The following is a 15,082-nucleotide window of genomic DNA, read 5'->3' as shown; positions in this document are numbered from 1 at the left end:
ATGTACCTACCTTCATTAAATTTTTTACTTTAAATTTAAAAGTAACATTATTAAAATGTAACATATTTTTTGATTTATATCAATCTAATTAAATTATTAAGTAAATTTATATTATTTATCCTATTTTTCTACATAAAAATCTATTTAAAATTTTTTTAAATTATTAGTTTCATAAAACTTTTTTATTTTTATAAAAGAAAACTTTAAAAGGACTCCCATAAAAGGAAATCCTCATATTTAATATCTAATTAATCGTTATAACTTTATAAGCGTTTTAATTATAATTGTTTCATAAAATGCTGGACAATCAAACTTGATACTGCTACATTAAACCATACAATAAGCCCTAAAAATATAGGTTTTACTCCTGATTTAATCATATCTTTAAAATTAGCACTAAGTCCGATTGCCGAAAGGGCCATAACTATCATAAACTTACCTACTTCATTTATATAAGGAATCGAAACCTTAGGAATTATTCCAACAGTATTTAATATTGATGCTATCAAAAACCATAATATAAACCAAGGAAATATTTTTTTTAATCTAAAATTGGATTCTTGTTTTTTTCTGTAAGCAGTTATTAACGCAAATATAAGGGCAATCGGAATAATAAGTGTAGCCCTAGTAAGCTTTACTATAGTTGCAAACTCTCCTGCTGCATTACTAAATACATACCCAGCGGCTACCACAGATGATGTATCATTTATAGCTGTACCAGCCCATAATCCAAAACCTTTATCTGTTAAATTCAATAAATGTCCAAGAGGTGGAAAAATTAATACTGCTATAATATTAAAGAAAAATATAGTTGAAATTGAATATGCAATATCCTGTTCATCTGCTTCTATTATTGGTGATATGGCTGCTATAGCTGAACCACCACATATAGCTGTTCCCACTCCTATTAATGATTTTAAATGACTTGGTACATTTAAAAACTTTCCTATTAAAAATGCTGACAAAAAAGCTACACTTATAGTAACTACAGTAACTGATAAAGACTCCATACCAGTTTCTTTAACCTGATTAAAACTAAGTCCTGCTCCTAATAAAACAATTGACCATTGAAGAACCTTTTTAGATACAAAAGCAATTCCTTTTTTAGTTGAATCAGGTTTACCTATAGTATTGTTTATTATTACCCCAATTACAATACCAAAAACAGCCCCCCCAATTATAGGGAGTTTTTTCCCAAGACCTGTTGAAATTAACGCAATTATAAAACTAAAAATAATACCTTTATAGTTTTCTTTTAAATCTTTCATAAAAATCCTCCTAAAAATAATATTTATTAATCCCGTAATTTATTATAATTTAGATAAATACAAAATAAAAATATTATTATTTTATATTTACCATAACCAATTACTTATATATTAAATGTACTAAAGTAAAAAAGATATAAACTGGAAATATGTTTCCTGTTTATATCTTATTATTTTTATCCTATACCATTATATACAATACCTAGTATAAGTACTAGTATACCTGATATTACAAATACATACTTTGCTAATGGCTCAAACCATTTCCCTATAGGATGGTTCATACCCTTACTTATTTCCTTCTTAGCCTTATCTATACCATAAATCCAAAAGAAAGTTATGGCAGCAATTATTGATCCTAATGGTGCTAAATAAATTGTTATAAAGTCTGCAAAAGCTCCAAACCTAACCATGCTTAAATCTAAAGGAATGGCTATAACAAATGCAATGATAGCAATTATTAAACATGCCCTAAATCTACTTACCTTAAATTTTCCCATATAAGCTTCAGAAGTTGCCTCCAACATATTTATAATAGAAGATATTGCCGCAAAAATAATACTTAAAAAGAATAATATACCGAAAATATAACCAAAAGGCATGGCCTTAAATACATGTGGCATAGTAATAAATAATAAAGATGGTCCCGCTGATGGGTTTAACCCAAAAGCAAAAACTGCCGGTATTATCATAAATGCTGCAAGAAGAGCTGATATTACATCAAATATAGCAACCTGAATAGCTGCCTTAGGTATATCTATATCATCTTTTAAATAACTTCCATACACAACCATACCTGCTCCATTAAGAGATACACTGAAAAATGCTTGTCCAAGTGCCATTATCCAAGTTTCTGGTTTTAATAAATACTCCCATTTTGGTACTAATAAATATTTCAATCCTTCCCTGGCTCCAGGTAATGTCAAAGTTCTAATTAATAATATTGAAAATATAATAAATAGTGCTGGCATCATAATCTTATTTATTTTTTCTATCCCATTAGTTACGCCTAAAGTAACTATTAATAGAGTAAAAAATAGTGCTATAAAATGCCATATAATACTAGATTTTGTACCAGCAAACGTATTAAAATAATTTTCTATATCCACATTGTAAATAGCCCCACTGAAAGAAGAAAAAAAGTATCTAAATACCCATCCTACTACTACAGCATAAAAAATTAATGTTCCTGCAACTGCTAAGGTAGGTATTAAACTAAATATTTTCCCGCCTTTTAATCCTCTTTTTTCAAAAACATATTTTATACCTTGTAGAGAACCACTTTTTCTCATTCTCCCAAAGGCAAATTCCCCTACAAGACCTGTAGCTCCCAAAAGAAACACACATATAAAAAATGGAATTAAAAAAGCAGCTCCTCCATATTCTCCAAGTTTCCAAGGGAACATCCATATGTTACCTAATCCTATTGCAGATCCCAAACAAGATAAAACAAAACCTAACTTACCTGAAAAACTTTCTCTTTTTTCTACCATACTACCTTCCTCCTTGAAATTGTATAAAACTTATAATAACTAACTATAATTAAATTTAAAAATAAAAGTCTTCTCATCCTGTATAAGGACGAAAAGACTCGCGTTACCACCTTACTTTATATATAAAAAGTTTATATATAATCTCTAAATCATTTTATCGGATGACCTCCGTAATGCTTTCACATTAAGATTCCGGATTGTAATTCATACACTTTCGCAACACACAATTTTCACCATAACTTGTGCTCTCTTTATAATACACAAAAGTTACTACTATTCCTTCATTATCTGTACTACCATCTTACAATATATCTTATATTCACGGATTATATCATAAAATTTCACCCTTGTAAACCTTTATTTATTACCTTATTTTCATATTTGTTAAACAAATTTTCTATAATTTTATAATAAAGTTTTGATAATACCTTTAAAGAATAAGGGATGTTTAGCCTTTCGGTAAATTTATGAAAATCCTTACCAAATCCTCCAAATACTATTGATGGAATATTAATTTTTTAAAATTTATCCACAGTCAATATATCGTTTTTATCTATTCCTATTATATTTGATGTTAAATCATTAAAGTTTTTTTATCTTCGATTCCAGCATAGCTTAAATAACAAAGTGCCATGTAATAATGATCCAACTCTATATCTGTATCAAATTTTTCTCTCCCACAATTTGCTGCATCTTTTATTACATCTAAAAAAATTTCATATCCCAAAAAATTTTCATTTAAATGTCTATTAGGATAATATGATGCTGCAAATAGTGGAGTTTGTACTGAATATAATTCTTTTAAATCTGTTTGCTTTAAACATATAGGTGGTATTGTTGTATCTCCCATACTGTAATCACAAAAGCTAGAATTATCGTAAAGATGTCCAGTTACTTCTATAGTATTTTTGCTTTTCTTTTTACTACAAAATAAGTCACTTACAAAACTCCTTTTCTGCCCTATATATTTTAACCAAATAATACATATATATAAAGAGCATCTAATATTAAAAACATTAGATGCTCTTTATATATTACTTACAATCTTTTAATATAAGTTTATCTTCTGCCCATGTACCCGTATATGTTTCCCCATCTGAACAAATAAATGTTCCATTTCCACTTCTTTTATCATTTTCCCATTGTCCTATATATTTATCACCTACTGACCATACATATATACCTAACCCATGTTTTCTCCCATTATTCCATTCACCTACATAGGTTTCTCCATCTTCCCAAGTATATATTCCATATCCATGTTTCTCATCATTTTTCCATGAGCCAATATATTTTTCTCCAGCTATCCAAGTATGCACTCCTTGTCCGTGCATTTTATTATCTTGCCACTGACCTACATATTTACTCCCGTCTTTATATAAATAAGTTCCTTCTCCATGAGCCTTACCATTTTTTCTTTCTCCAATATACTTGCCACCATGCACATGTGGCTTATTTTCTTTATGGAACTCTTCATTATTGGTTTCATTATTTTCCATACTATTTCTCCTTATGTAATTTATATTTTCCCTTATATTATCATATTTTATAAAACAGTTACATGATATATCTTAAAGATTAATTTTATTACTATTACATTTACCACATTATCAATGCTATATATGCAACTGTATCATCAGAGTAACTAAACTTTAAACCACACTCCTTAATGAGAGTTACTAAATCAACACCATACGCTTCTGCTGAAGATATTGCTTTTTCTGGATATCTACATTTTTCATTGTCAATGTATGCGCACTTTTTACAAATATCACACTGTCCTGCTCCCATTGGGAAAAATATAATATCTTTATACTTATCCTTTAACTGCTTATACAAATCTTTCAAAAGTTTATTATGTATATCTCTAGCTTTAAACATACCTTCCTTATCATATTTTCCTTTAATTTTTGCTACACTTTGAAATACAACCCCATTATTAAATTTTTTTACTTCCTTTTCCAATTCTTTAATAGGTCCAACCCCAGGAGGACAAGCCCAATTGGTTCCATAGTGACCACATAAGTTCTCTTCACAGTATCTTCTAATCTTTTCAGAAAACACTAAAATATCTGGATTAAAATATTTCGCATAGGTAGCCCCTTGTGATAATGCAAAATCAACTATACTATTATTTTCTATAGTACTCATAATTAAAACCCTCTTTTCATGTTTAAATTTTCATTGCTTTATATTGAATTTTCCTTACTATAGCAGCCAAAATTCTTCTGGGTGTTATTTTAGAGAAAAAAATTAATATCTTATTTAAAACACCTGGTATAATTATTCTCTTGCCCCTCATTAATTGATTATAAGTTATTTTTGCTACTCTTTCAGGACTCATAGCACTTTTTAGATCTCCTTTTCCAGCATTATTACTAAACTCTGTCATGGTAGTCCCAGGACATAATGTAGAAACCGTTATATTATATGGTTTTAGTTCATTATAAAGAGCTTCTGAAAAGGATAATACATATGCCTTTGTGGCATAGTATACAGAAATTAAAGGTCCTGGTTGATATGCACCAGTGGATGCCACATTTAGTATTCTACCCTTTCTTCTATTCACCATATCAATAGATATTAGTTTTGTTAGCTTAGTTAATGCAACTATATTTAATTCTATTGTTTTATTATGATTTTTTAAATCTATTTCGTGAAATAAACCACAATATCCAATACCAGCGTTATTAATAAGTATATCTATATTAATGCCCATATTTTTAATTTTATTAACAATTTCTTCCACTGTATTAGTTTTTGTTAAGTCTTCAACTAAAACTATTGTATTAGTTTTAAAATTTTTATAAAATTTTTTAGACATTTCATTAAGTCTCTTATCTCTTCTAGCAATTAAAATAAGATTATAATGATTTTTAGCAAATATTTGTGCCAGCTCATATCCAATTCCTGAAGAAGCACCAGTAATTAATACAGTTTCTTTCAAAATCCACACCAACCTTTTAATAATCTTCCTTACCTTGATTATAGTCTTTATAGTTAATATAAACAAATATATTTAAAAAGTGATTATTCAGTTTTTTTTATTTAATTAATTAATTTATGATATGATTATATTTATACATTCCTTAATAGGAAATTTAAACTATTTATGTATTGTGAGGTTTTTTAATGAATAAAGCTTTATTTATTACAGAGAAGCCCTCAGTGGCTATGGAATATGTAAAACTTTTAAACATAAAAGGTACAAAAAAAGATGGTTACATAGAATCAGACAAGTCAGTATTCTCATGGTGCGTAGGACACATGGTAACTATGAGTTACCCTGAGGCTTATGATCCTAATCTTAAAAAATGGTCTTTGAACACATTACCGTTTTTACCCAGAGAATATAAATATGAAGTAATTCCACAAGTTTCTAAACAATTCAATACCGTAAAAAATTTATTACTAAGAAAAGACATAGATACAATATATGTATGTACTGACTCTGGGCGTGAGGGAGAGTATATCTATAGGCTTGTAGATCAATTAGTAGGCGTAGAAGGCAAAGAAAAAAAGAGAGTTTGGATTGATTCTCAAACTGAAGATGAAATAAAAAGAGGTATAAAAGAAGCTAAAAATCTTTCTGAATATGATTCACTGGCCCACTCTGCATATCTACGAGCTAAAGAAGATTATCTTTTAGGTATAAATTTTTCACGGCTTTTGACGCTAAAGTATGGCAGATCAATAGCTAATGCTACAGATAACAAGCAAGCCTGTATTGCTGTTGGAAGGGTTATGAGTTGTGTATTAGGTATGATTGTTGATAGAGAACGTGAAATAAGAAACTTTGTGAAAACACCCTTTTATAAAATATTAGGAAGTTTTGATGGTGATACTGAAGGTATTTTTGAAGAAGAATGTATTTATGATGGAGAGTGGAAATCTTTTAAAAATTCTAAATATTTTAATTCTCCTCTTTTATATAATGAAGGTGGTTTTAAAAATAGAGATATTGCACTAACCTTTATAGATGAGATAGGCGAAAAAATATTTGAAGAAGAATCCTTAATTGAAACTATTAAAAAAACTGTTGAAAATAAAAATGCTCCCCTATTATTTAATTTAGCGGAACTTCAAAATGAATGTTCTAAAAAATTTAAAATTCCTCCTGAGGAAACTTTAAGTAAAATTCAGTTATTATATGAGAGAAAATTACTTACTTATCCTAGAACAGATGCAAGAGTTTTATCTAAAGCAGTAGCAAAAGAAATATTTAAAAATATAAAAAAATTAGTTTCTTTTAAAGGAAATTTAGAAATTTCTAAAATAGCAGAAAACATACTTACACAAAAATGGCACCTAAATTTAGAAAAAACTAAGTATGTAAATGATAGCAAAATAACAGATCATTATGCAATTATTCCAACAGGTGAAGGGCTAAAAAACTTTGAAACTCTTTCATCCTTAGAAAAATCTATTTATATTTTAGTTGTAAGAAGATTTTTAGCCATTTTTTATCCTGCTGCTAAATACAATAAAATAGCTATTACAACTAAAGTGGGTAACGAAAGATTTTTTACAACAAATAAAGTATGTGTGGATGAGGGTTATCTTATGGTATTAAAAGATAATAAAAAAGTTAAGGATTCTAAAAATCTGAAATTCTTAAGCAAACTAAAAAAAGGACAGCCCATTGATGTAATTGATATGGAAGTAAAAGAAGGTGAAACCTCTCCTCCTAAAAGATATACCTCAGGTTCTATAATTATAGCTATGGAAAACGCAGGTAAACTTATTGAAGATGAAGAGCTTAGAGAACAAATTAAAGGCGCAGGTATAGGAACCTCCGCCACAAGAGCGGAAATATTAAATAAATTGCAAAAGATAGACTATATTAGCTGCGATAAAAAAACTCAAATTATTACTCCAACGCAAAAGGGAGAAATGATTTATGAAGTTATAAAAAAATCTATTCCAACTTTACTAAATCCAATACTTACTGCTAGTTGGGAAAAAGGATTAACCATGGTATATAAAAAAGAAATAACTCCTGAAATTTTTATGAAAAAACTTGAGTCTTACACAAAGTCAAATATACAAAGGGTTATTTCTGTAACCAATATAGGTAATATAAATAGCCATTTAGAAAAAGTAAAAGAAAGTAATAGTAATATACCTAAAAATAAATCTACTGCAAATACTAAAAAGAAAGCTACAAAATACAATTTTACATCTAGAGAGTCCTTAGGATTATGTCCTATTTGCAAAGCTGGTAACATAGTAAAAAACAGTAAAGGCTATGGATGTGATAATTGGCAAAGTGGTTGTAAATTTTTTTTAGGTGAGATATGTGGTAAAGAAGTATCTGATACACAAATAAAAAAATTAATAAAAACAGGTGAAACAGATCTATTAACGGGTTTGAAATCAAAAAAAGGTAAAGAGTTTAGCGCACGACTTATAATAAAAAATTCTAAAATCCAATTTTCTTTCAATAATAGCTAAAAGTCTGGCTGTGATAAAATATTTATCACAGCCAGACTACTTTATTTTTCTAAATTTTTAGCAGCTTTAAATATAAATTTAATTATATCTTCTTTTAATTCTTCTTCATAACATGCCATATATGGAGACATTGGATAAGCCTTTATAGCTGCTATAGGTTCCCCGTAAGATGTAAGTTTAAAACTACTTGTAAAACTTAATGCCGGTCCATTTTCCTCAAATAACATTCTTTGTATCTCTTGTGCTAACTTAAATTGATATTCATTATTTTTTCTTAATTCTTCTTTAAACTTTTCTTCCCCAATCTCTCTTTTATACTGTACATTGGCAAAATTATCACAATCTAGTCTATTCCTTATTTCCTTTGGATAAACCCTAAATAGGGTAACAGATCCATGATCTTTTTCATTTACACATACCATAGAAGGTTCATTTTCTATAACCTTTCGTAATGCCTTCTCGGATTCTATTAAATTCCCTAAAAGTACTCTATATCCTTCTAGTCCGAAATATTTTAAATTGCACCAAGCCGCAAGAGCATAATTTCCTGCTCTTGAGCATTCCAAAGTGTACTCTCCTGGTGTATAAGCACTAAACTGATACAAATATGCCATTTGATCTTTATCTCTACATAATAATTCTAAATCACTATTATTTTTTATACACACCATACTACAATTATAAGAAGTAAACCCTGTTTTATGAAAATCAATACCTACTGCATCAGCAAGTTTAAGATATTTTATCTTTTCTTTACATTCCTTTATAGCATTTAAGGTGTCCTTTGAAAACTCCATGGGATTTTCTCTAAAATCATATGAATTAAATACTGACCATGCCCAACCTATTACTGCATCAGCATATATAAACGGTTTTTTATTTAATTTATGTTTTTTAACAAATCTGTCACATATTTTAACAATACCATTTATATCATCTACTCCAAATGCATCTGTTGTTCCCATAGTGGCAACAATCATAGCTATAGGTTTTCCCTCCCTATAACATTCTTCCATAACCTGTTCTAAATGATTAAGGTTCATTGAACTGTCTTCAAGTAAGTCTATACTTCTTATATTGTTCATACCTAGGCCAGTCCAATCACTGCAATTTTTTACTGCATAATGACCAACTTTTGACACTAATATTTGTGCATCTTTTCTTATTCCAAAATATCTACTTTCTTTACCAAGACACTTAGTTATTGCCAATTTAGCTGCAAAAAGATATGCTCCTGTTCCCCCAAAAGTAAAGTGCCCTGTAGCCTTAATTGGATCATATCCTATAAGTTTTGAAATCATAGCCGCAGATTCAATTTCCAGTGCTGCTATATTTCCTGAGTATTCCTGTTCAACCAGATTAGGATTGAACATAGAACCCATTAGATTTCCCATAACAGATGGTATTGCTGCAGGCGGCGCTACATTAAACATAGTTTTAGGATGTACCCAATTAAACATACCATTAAAATAATGAACTACTTCCTTCATAACTTCTTTAACTGAAGTAGACTTTTCAGGCATTTCAGCCATTTTTTTTACTTCATTAATATCTTTTTCATTAGAAATACAGCAAGTTGGCTCCCCTAGAAAACATTTCTTATCTTCTTTGCTTCCTTTTAATGTATTAATATTTCTCAAAGTCTCCTTGACTACATTTTTAAACTCTTCTTCCTTTGCCTCTTCCTCCCAGGGTGCCAAAAAAGCAGGCTGAACTTTTTCCTGCAATATACTTTGCCATCTTAATATTTCTTTTTTTTCTGCCATTCTGTGTCACTCTCCATTTGCTTTATTTTAGTAGATATTCAAAAAATATTATATACATATAATTACACAAACCTATAATATCTACCAAATCTATTATAATACTCTACAATATTTTTTTCAAAACATATATTTCACTGAATCTTATAAATTAAATTTTTGTATATTCATTCATTTTCATCATCTTTTAAACTATTATTAAAACTAAAATCAAAATACTTTATGTCATACTTTTAACTGAAAATGACACCAACACCCTTACCATAGAAGATTTGTATATAGACAGCTGTGAGGTAACAATTTAGATTAACTTAATAAAATATCAACGATAATCCTATTTATTGGAGCAAAAATTCTATGAATAAAGGTTATGAATCAAATGCAATAAAAACTCTTAAAAATTATATTTAATCAAAGCAAATATATTTGAAGCTAAATTTTTTCTTATTTAATGAAAGGTCATAGAAATGTTTTAAAAAATGTAATTATAAAATATTAGGGGTTCTAAATGAAAAAACTTCTCAGTAATGGTAAATATTATGATGAATAATCAATAGATTTATCGCTTGAAAATTAAGAAAATGAACTTTAACATAAATATTTTATATAAAATCATAAAAAACACTTGAAATATTATGTATATGCTATATAATAATAAATGTATTCAACCTTGATTCAAATTAAATAATTTATTTTTAATCTTTTTGGAACGATATAAGGTTTATATAACTTACTGTATAGATTTCAGGATTTTATTAATTATTAATTTAGAATTTAAGGAATAAAGATATTAGAGGTAAGAAAACATGACAGGTACAGTAAAATGGTTTAACGCAACTAAAGGATTTGGATTCATTACTACAGAAGAAGGAAATGATGTATTTGCTCATTTCTCACAAATTTCTAAAGAAGGATTCAAAACTTTAGAAGAAGGCGAAAAGGTAACTTTTGACGTTGTTGATGGCGCTAAAGGACCTCAAGCTGAAAACATTAAAACAATCTAATTTTATTGGATTATTAGAAAAACCTGAATAGTGATATTCAGGTTTTTTTCTTTGTGTAAAATGTTAAATTTAATTTTACTAAACAAGTAATACCTAATTATTACTTAAATACTAACCAAATAAAAAGTTATCTAAGTTTAGATAACTTTTTCCTAAAACTTAAATAACTTTATTTCTTACTATATTCTTATATTTTTATTTACTTATCACCTTAATATCAAAACATTGACCAAGTAAAATTATAATCATTTATTTTAGTATGTAAACTTTGACATATTTTCTTCCCCAGCTTCGCGCCTCTGTTTCAGAATAAAAAAATACATCAATTATATTTCCTTTAATAGCTCCACCAATATCCTCAGCTATAGCATATCCATAATCCTCTACAAAAACTCTAGTTCCTAATGGAATAACCCTTGGGTCTACAGCTATAGTACTATATCCATTTGCATCTCTTTTTGTTTTAGTTCCTGTGGCAGTAATTCCATCTCCTGAATATGCCGTAGACTCCATATTCACAATCTTTGAATACGTAAAAGAATTATATCCCCCTCGAGATGGTGAATCATTGGAATTCACTCTTTTCCTTTCTTTTTCTCTTTCAATAGCCATTAGCCTTTGTTCCTTCTCTGTTTCCTTATTAAGTAATTCCCTTTGCTCTTTTATACTTTTACTTAATTTCTCTAGTGTAGTATTATTACTTTCTTTTAAAGCATCTAACTTATTGTTTTCATAATCTAAATTTTGTTTATACTTTTCCATTGCTTGTTTTTCGTCTTTTAACTTCTTCACAATGTTCTTATCATATTCCATTATTTTGGAAATGGTATTTACTCTAGATATAAAATCTCCAAAATCCTCTGCAGATAAAAGTGCATCAATATAGCTAGTCCCACCACTTACATACATCGCTTTTACCCTTTTTTTAAACAATTCATTTTGTGCTTTTGTATCTTCTTCAATAGATTTTAATTTAAGTTTAGTATCTTTAATTTGGCTATCAATTCTATTCATATCCTTTTTATTTTTATCAATTCTTTCTATTACTCCATCTATGTCCTTGTCCAATTTATTTATTTTTTCCTGCAACTCTTTTTTATTCTTTTGAGTTTGAGTTAACTCATTGGATGCATTAACTGTTGAAACCGTAAAAAAATTTCCTGTATTAGTTATAATTATTGAAAACATTATAACCAAAGACACAGCTTTCCTTTTAATTTTCACTCTTTTTCCTCCTCTTAATTAATAATCTTTATGTAGATTATATACGTAGACTTCAAAAATAATTAATGGTTTTTTCATACTTTATTAAGTTTCAAATAGTATTATACCATCTGAAATAAATCTATGACAGTAATTTATTGTATTTCCTTCTTTATAATAACTTATTAAATTATTAGTAAACATAAATTATTAAGATTTTTTATATAACTTGAATTGATCTTAACCATTGATTATACTTTTATTCTACTGGTCCTTCGTAATTATTTATAAACAAGCCTTATATCTATTATAATAAGTTAAATTTATATCTAGATTTAATTTAAATTCCTAACTATTATATATAAGTATATTCTTAAAATGAAGATTATCACATTATTTCCAAACTATCAACCTACTATTTACATAAAAATTAAATATTATATCTTATTTAATTTATTTTGCTATAATTTAAATATGCTGTTAGGAAAAACATAATAAAATGGTCTTTATTTCTAAATAGTTATTTTTTAATATCTAAAAGAGTTATTATTTAAATTAACATATTCTAGGCAATATTTGAGTATCTAATTCTCCTAATACTCTTTTACCACCAAAATAATTTTCTATATATACGAAATCATTTTTATCAGTGAACTCACCTATAACAGCAGCATCCATACTAATTTCCTTTTTAAATTGTTCTAAAATGTTTAAAGGAATATTTTTATCAACAACTATTATCATCCTTCCTTCACAAGCTAAATAGAGAGGATTAATTCCTAACATATCATTTATTGCCTCCACCTCTTGCCTTATAGGAATACTATCTTTGGTTATTCTTACTCCTAAACCATACCTTTTAGATAATTCATTCAATACTTGTCCTACTCCCCCTCTAGTTGGGTCTCTCATAAACTTAATATATCTATAATATTTTTTTATATATTTTGTAAGATAGTTTAAAGGCATACAGTCACTTTTTATATTTCCCTTCACCTTTAAATTATATCTATCTACGGCTATTGCCGTACCATGCTCTGCTATAGTACCAGTTATTATTATCTTATCTTTATTTTCTATATTTTTAGGCTTGTATTCATAAGTATATCCTATGCCTGTAGTATTTATAAAAATACCATCTGCTTTACCCTTGGGCACCACTTTTGTATCTCCTGTAACTATATGAACATTAGCTAATATGCTAGTCTCTTTTATGGAGTTAACAATTTTAGTTAATTCTTTTACAGAAAAACCTTCTTCTATAATTAGAGCTAAACTTAGATATTTAGGTTCTGCGCCACAAGAAATCAAATCATTGATAGTGCCAGAAACCGATAATTTTCCTATATCACCTCCTCTGAAAAATATAGGATTTACCACAAAAGAATCCGTGGTAAATGCAATTTCCTTTGAATAAAGGTTTATAAGGGCAGAATCAGTATCTCTTACTAAAATAGGATTATCAAATTTTTTATAAAAAATATCTTTTATTAACTTTTGAGTAAATTTGCCTCCCTCTCCATGAATAAGTCCAATTGTATCCATATTCATAAACTATTTACCTCCACTATATTTAAAAATCTGAGCACTATATTTGTAATGCACTGCACAGGACCCCTCCCTTGAAACCATACAGGCTCCCTGAGGATTATCTGGCGTACAACTATTATTAAACAACTCACACTCATAAGGATTTATACTCCCAAGTAAAACCTCTGTACATCTACATTTATTCTTTATTTTATAATTCTTTTCTTTTATGTTCTCATGTAAATTAAACTTATTTACTGCATCTAAAAAACAATACTTTCTGTTTATAGTTAATCCTGACTTTTCTATATTACCTATTCCTCTCCATACTGCATCTCCTATTTCAAAAACATCTTTAATAATTTCTTGTGCCTTTTTATTTCCGCTACCGCTAACCCATCTTCTATATAAATTTTTAAAGCCATACTCATTTATATTATTATCCTTTCTATAAATATTTCTAAGCAAAAAATATATTCCAGCTAGTATATCTTTTTCCTCAAAACCGCAAATTACCGCAGGAACATTATATTTTTCATAAATGAATTTAAATTTACATTCACCAGTTATAACTGAAACATTTCCTGGACAAATTATACCATGTATATTTTTATTTTTCGTCGATATAATTTTTTCTAATATAGGCGGCATTATTTTTATGGAGGTTAAAAAAAATAAATTTTTAATTCCCTGTATATATGTTTCCTTTATGAGGGATGCAATCAAAGGTGCCGTAGTTTCAAATCCTATACTTAAAAACACCACATCTCTAGGATAATGCATTTTAGCTATATCAATTACATCTGCTATAGAATAAATTATTTGAATATTTCTTCCCTTTGATTTTTCTATAGAAAGTGTAGAGTTACTCCCCTTTACCTTCATTAAATCCCCAAAAGTTATGATAATATTATCTTTAGATGCCAAATATATTGCTGCATCTATGTATTCTTCATTAGTAACACATACAGGGCATCCTGGACCTGACAACAAATTTATCTTGTTTGAAATTACATTACCTATACCATATTTGGCTATAGAATTTGTATGAGTTCCACATACCTCCATTATATTTATTTTTTCTGTGTCTATTTCCCATGCATATTCATTTATTCTAGTAATTACATTCTCTAAGTTAAAATACATTATTATCCTCAATAAACATTTCTTCTAATGCGTGATCTAAGTAATCATAATATTCTTTTTCTATTTTTTTTATAGCAAACCCTGCATGAATTAATACAAAATCTCCATTTTCTGGATTTTCTATAAGATCAACATTTACACAGGTCTCTATTCCTTTAATATCTATAAATGCAAAGGGTAAATTAACACTTTTTATTTTCCCACATACAGAAAGACACATC

Annotated in this window: 13 protein-coding genes; 2 read left to right on the top strand and 11 right to left on the bottom strand. The window is 28.1% G+C overall.

Going from position 1 to position 15,082, the window contains the following annotated elements; all coding sequences use genetic code 11:
• Positions 1–278 precede the first annotated feature (278 nt).
• The 6 genes from EJL03_RS00730 to EJL03_RS00705 all read right to left on the bottom strand — a co-directional run bounded on the left by EJL03_RS00730 (position 279) and on the right by EJL03_RS00705 (position 5,708).
• A complete protein-coding gene (locus tag EJL03_RS00730) occupies positions 279–1,268 on the bottom strand; it encodes a YeiH family protein (protein ID WP_125152053.1) in 990 nt (329 codons plus the stop codon).
• A gap of 176 nt (positions 1,269–1,444) precedes the next feature.
• The gene (locus EJL03_RS00725; RefSeq protein ID WP_125152052.1) at positions 1,445–2,761 is read right to left on the bottom strand and encodes a sodium-dependent transporter; all 1,317 of its coding nucleotides are present in this window, start codon (positions 2,759–2,761) and stop codon (positions 1,445–1,447) included.
• A 574-nt stretch (positions 2,762–3,335) separates the two neighbouring features.
• Positions 3,336–3,611, bottom strand: a complete 276-nt coding sequence (locus EJL03_RS00720) for a hypothetical protein (protein ID WP_125152051.1) — start codon at positions 3,609–3,611, stop codon at positions 3,336–3,338.
• Between the two features lie 184 nt (positions 3,612–3,795).
• Positions 3,796–4,260 carry an MORN repeat-containing protein gene (locus tag EJL03_RS00715; protein WP_125152050.1) on the bottom strand — a complete coding sequence of 155 codons (465 nt, stop codon included), beginning with the start codon at positions 4,258–4,260 and terminating at the stop codon, positions 3,796–3,798.
• Between the two features lie 100 nt (positions 4,261–4,360).
• Positions 4,361–4,912, bottom strand: a complete 552-nt coding sequence (locus EJL03_RS00710) for a DUF2284 domain-containing protein (RefSeq protein WP_125152049.1) — start codon at positions 4,910–4,912, stop codon at positions 4,361–4,363.
• Between the two features lie 22 nt (positions 4,913–4,934).
• Entirely contained in the window at positions 4,935–5,708 is a 774-nt protein-coding gene (locus tag EJL03_RS00705; RefSeq protein WP_125152048.1) for an SDR family NAD(P)-dependent oxidoreductase, read from the bottom strand.
• A gap of 185 nt (positions 5,709–5,893) precedes the next feature.
• On the opposite strand from EJL03_RS00705, the gene EJL03_RS00700 reads away from it, so the two are divergent.
• Positions 5,894–8,215: a type IA DNA topoisomerase gene (locus tag EJL03_RS00700; protein ID WP_125152047.1), complete on the top strand. Its 2,322-nt coding sequence runs from the start codon at positions 5,894–5,896 to the stop codon at positions 8,213–8,215.
• Between the two features lie 41 nt (positions 8,216–8,256).
• On the opposite strand, the gene EJL03_RS00695 is transcribed toward EJL03_RS00700, so the two are convergent.
• A complete protein-coding gene (locus EJL03_RS00695) occupies positions 8,257–9,981 on the bottom strand; it encodes a pyridoxal phosphate-dependent decarboxylase family protein (RefSeq protein ID WP_125152046.1) in 1,725 nt (574 codons plus the stop codon).
• 803 nt (positions 9,982–10,784) lie between these two features.
• Between EJL03_RS00695 and EJL03_RS00690 the strand changes: the two genes are divergently transcribed.
• Positions 10,785–10,982: a cold-shock protein gene (locus EJL03_RS00690; protein ID WP_125152045.1), complete on the top strand. Its 198-nt coding sequence runs from the start codon at positions 10,785–10,787 to the stop codon at positions 10,980–10,982.
• 249 nt (positions 10,983–11,231) lie between these two features.
• On the opposite strand, the gene EJL03_RS00685 is transcribed toward EJL03_RS00690, so the two are convergent.
• The 4 genes from EJL03_RS00685 to EJL03_RS00670 all read right to left on the bottom strand — a co-directional run bounded on the left by EJL03_RS00685 (position 11,232) and on the right by EJL03_RS00670 (position 15,081).
• Complete coding sequence (locus EJL03_RS00685; RefSeq protein ID WP_125152439.1) at positions 11,232–12,200, bottom strand: 3D domain-containing protein; 969 nt, start codon at positions 12,198–12,200, stop codon at positions 11,232–11,234.
• A gap of 540 nt (positions 12,201–12,740) precedes the next feature.
• On the bottom strand, positions 12,741–13,730 hold the full coding sequence (gene hypE, locus EJL03_RS00680; protein ID WP_423243323.1) for a hydrogenase expression/formation protein HypE: 990 nt from the start codon (positions 13,728–13,730) through the stop codon (positions 12,741–12,743).
• A 9-nt stretch (positions 13,731–13,739) separates the two neighbouring features.
• A complete protein-coding gene (gene hypD, locus EJL03_RS00675) occupies positions 13,740–14,861 on the bottom strand; it encodes a hydrogenase formation protein HypD (RefSeq protein WP_125152043.1) in 1,122 nt (373 codons plus the stop codon).
• Positions 14,851–15,081 carry a HypC/HybG/HupF family hydrogenase formation chaperone gene (locus EJL03_RS00670; protein WP_125152042.1) on the bottom strand — a complete coding sequence of 77 codons (231 nt, stop codon included), beginning with the start codon at positions 15,079–15,081 and terminating at the stop codon, positions 14,851–14,853. The genes hypD and EJL03_RS00670 overlap by 11 nt, the downstream gene beginning before the upstream one ends.
• Position 15,082 lies beyond the last annotated feature (1 nt).

This window comes from Clostridium rectalis, from assembly GCF_900626095.1.
GTDB lineage: Bacteria > Bacillota > Clostridia > Clostridiales > Clostridiaceae > Clostridium_AS > Clostridium_AS rectalis.
Note: the sequence above shows the minus strand (reverse complement) of the source record. Positions and strands in the feature narration are given on the sequence as shown.

Coding starts and splice junctions, on each gene's coding strand:
- hypE (WP_423243323.1), bottom strand. CDS start 13,730: ATGGATACAATTGGACTTATTCATGGAGAGGGAGGCAAATTTACTCAA.
- EJL03_RS00695 (WP_125152046.1), bottom strand. CDS start 9,981: ATGGCAGAAAAAAAAGAAATATTAAGATGGCAAAGTATATTGCAGGAA.
- EJL03_RS00725 (WP_125152052.1), bottom strand. CDS start 2,761: ATGGTAGAAAAAAGAGAAAGTTTTTCAGGTAAGTTAGGTTTTGTTTTA.
- EJL03_RS00730 (WP_125152053.1), bottom strand. CDS start 1,268: ATGAAAGATTTAAAAGAAAACTATAAAGGTATTATTTTTAGTTTTATA.
- EJL03_RS00715 (WP_125152050.1), bottom strand. CDS start 4,260: ATGGAAAATAATGAAACCAATAATGAAGAGTTCCATAAAGAAAATAAG.
- EJL03_RS00700 (WP_125152047.1), top strand. CDS start 5,894: ATGAATAAAGCTTTATTTATTACAGAGAAGCCCTCAGTGGCTATGGAA.
- EJL03_RS00710 (WP_125152049.1), bottom strand. CDS start 4,912: ATGAGTACTATAGAAAATAATAGTATAGTTGATTTTGCATTATCACAA.
- hypD (WP_125152043.1), bottom strand. CDS start 14,861: ATGTATTTTAACTTAGAGAATGTAATTACTAGAATAAATGAATATGCA.
- EJL03_RS00690 (WP_125152045.1), top strand. CDS start 10,785: ATGACAGGTACAGTAAAATGGTTTAACGCAACTAAAGGATTTGGATTC.
- EJL03_RS00720 (WP_125152051.1), bottom strand. CDS start 3,611: ATGGGAGATACAACAATACCACCTATATGTTTAAAGCAAACAGATTTA.
- EJL03_RS00670 (WP_125152042.1), bottom strand. CDS start 15,081: ATGTGTCTTTCTGTATGTGGGAAAATAAAAAGTGTTAATTTACCCTTT.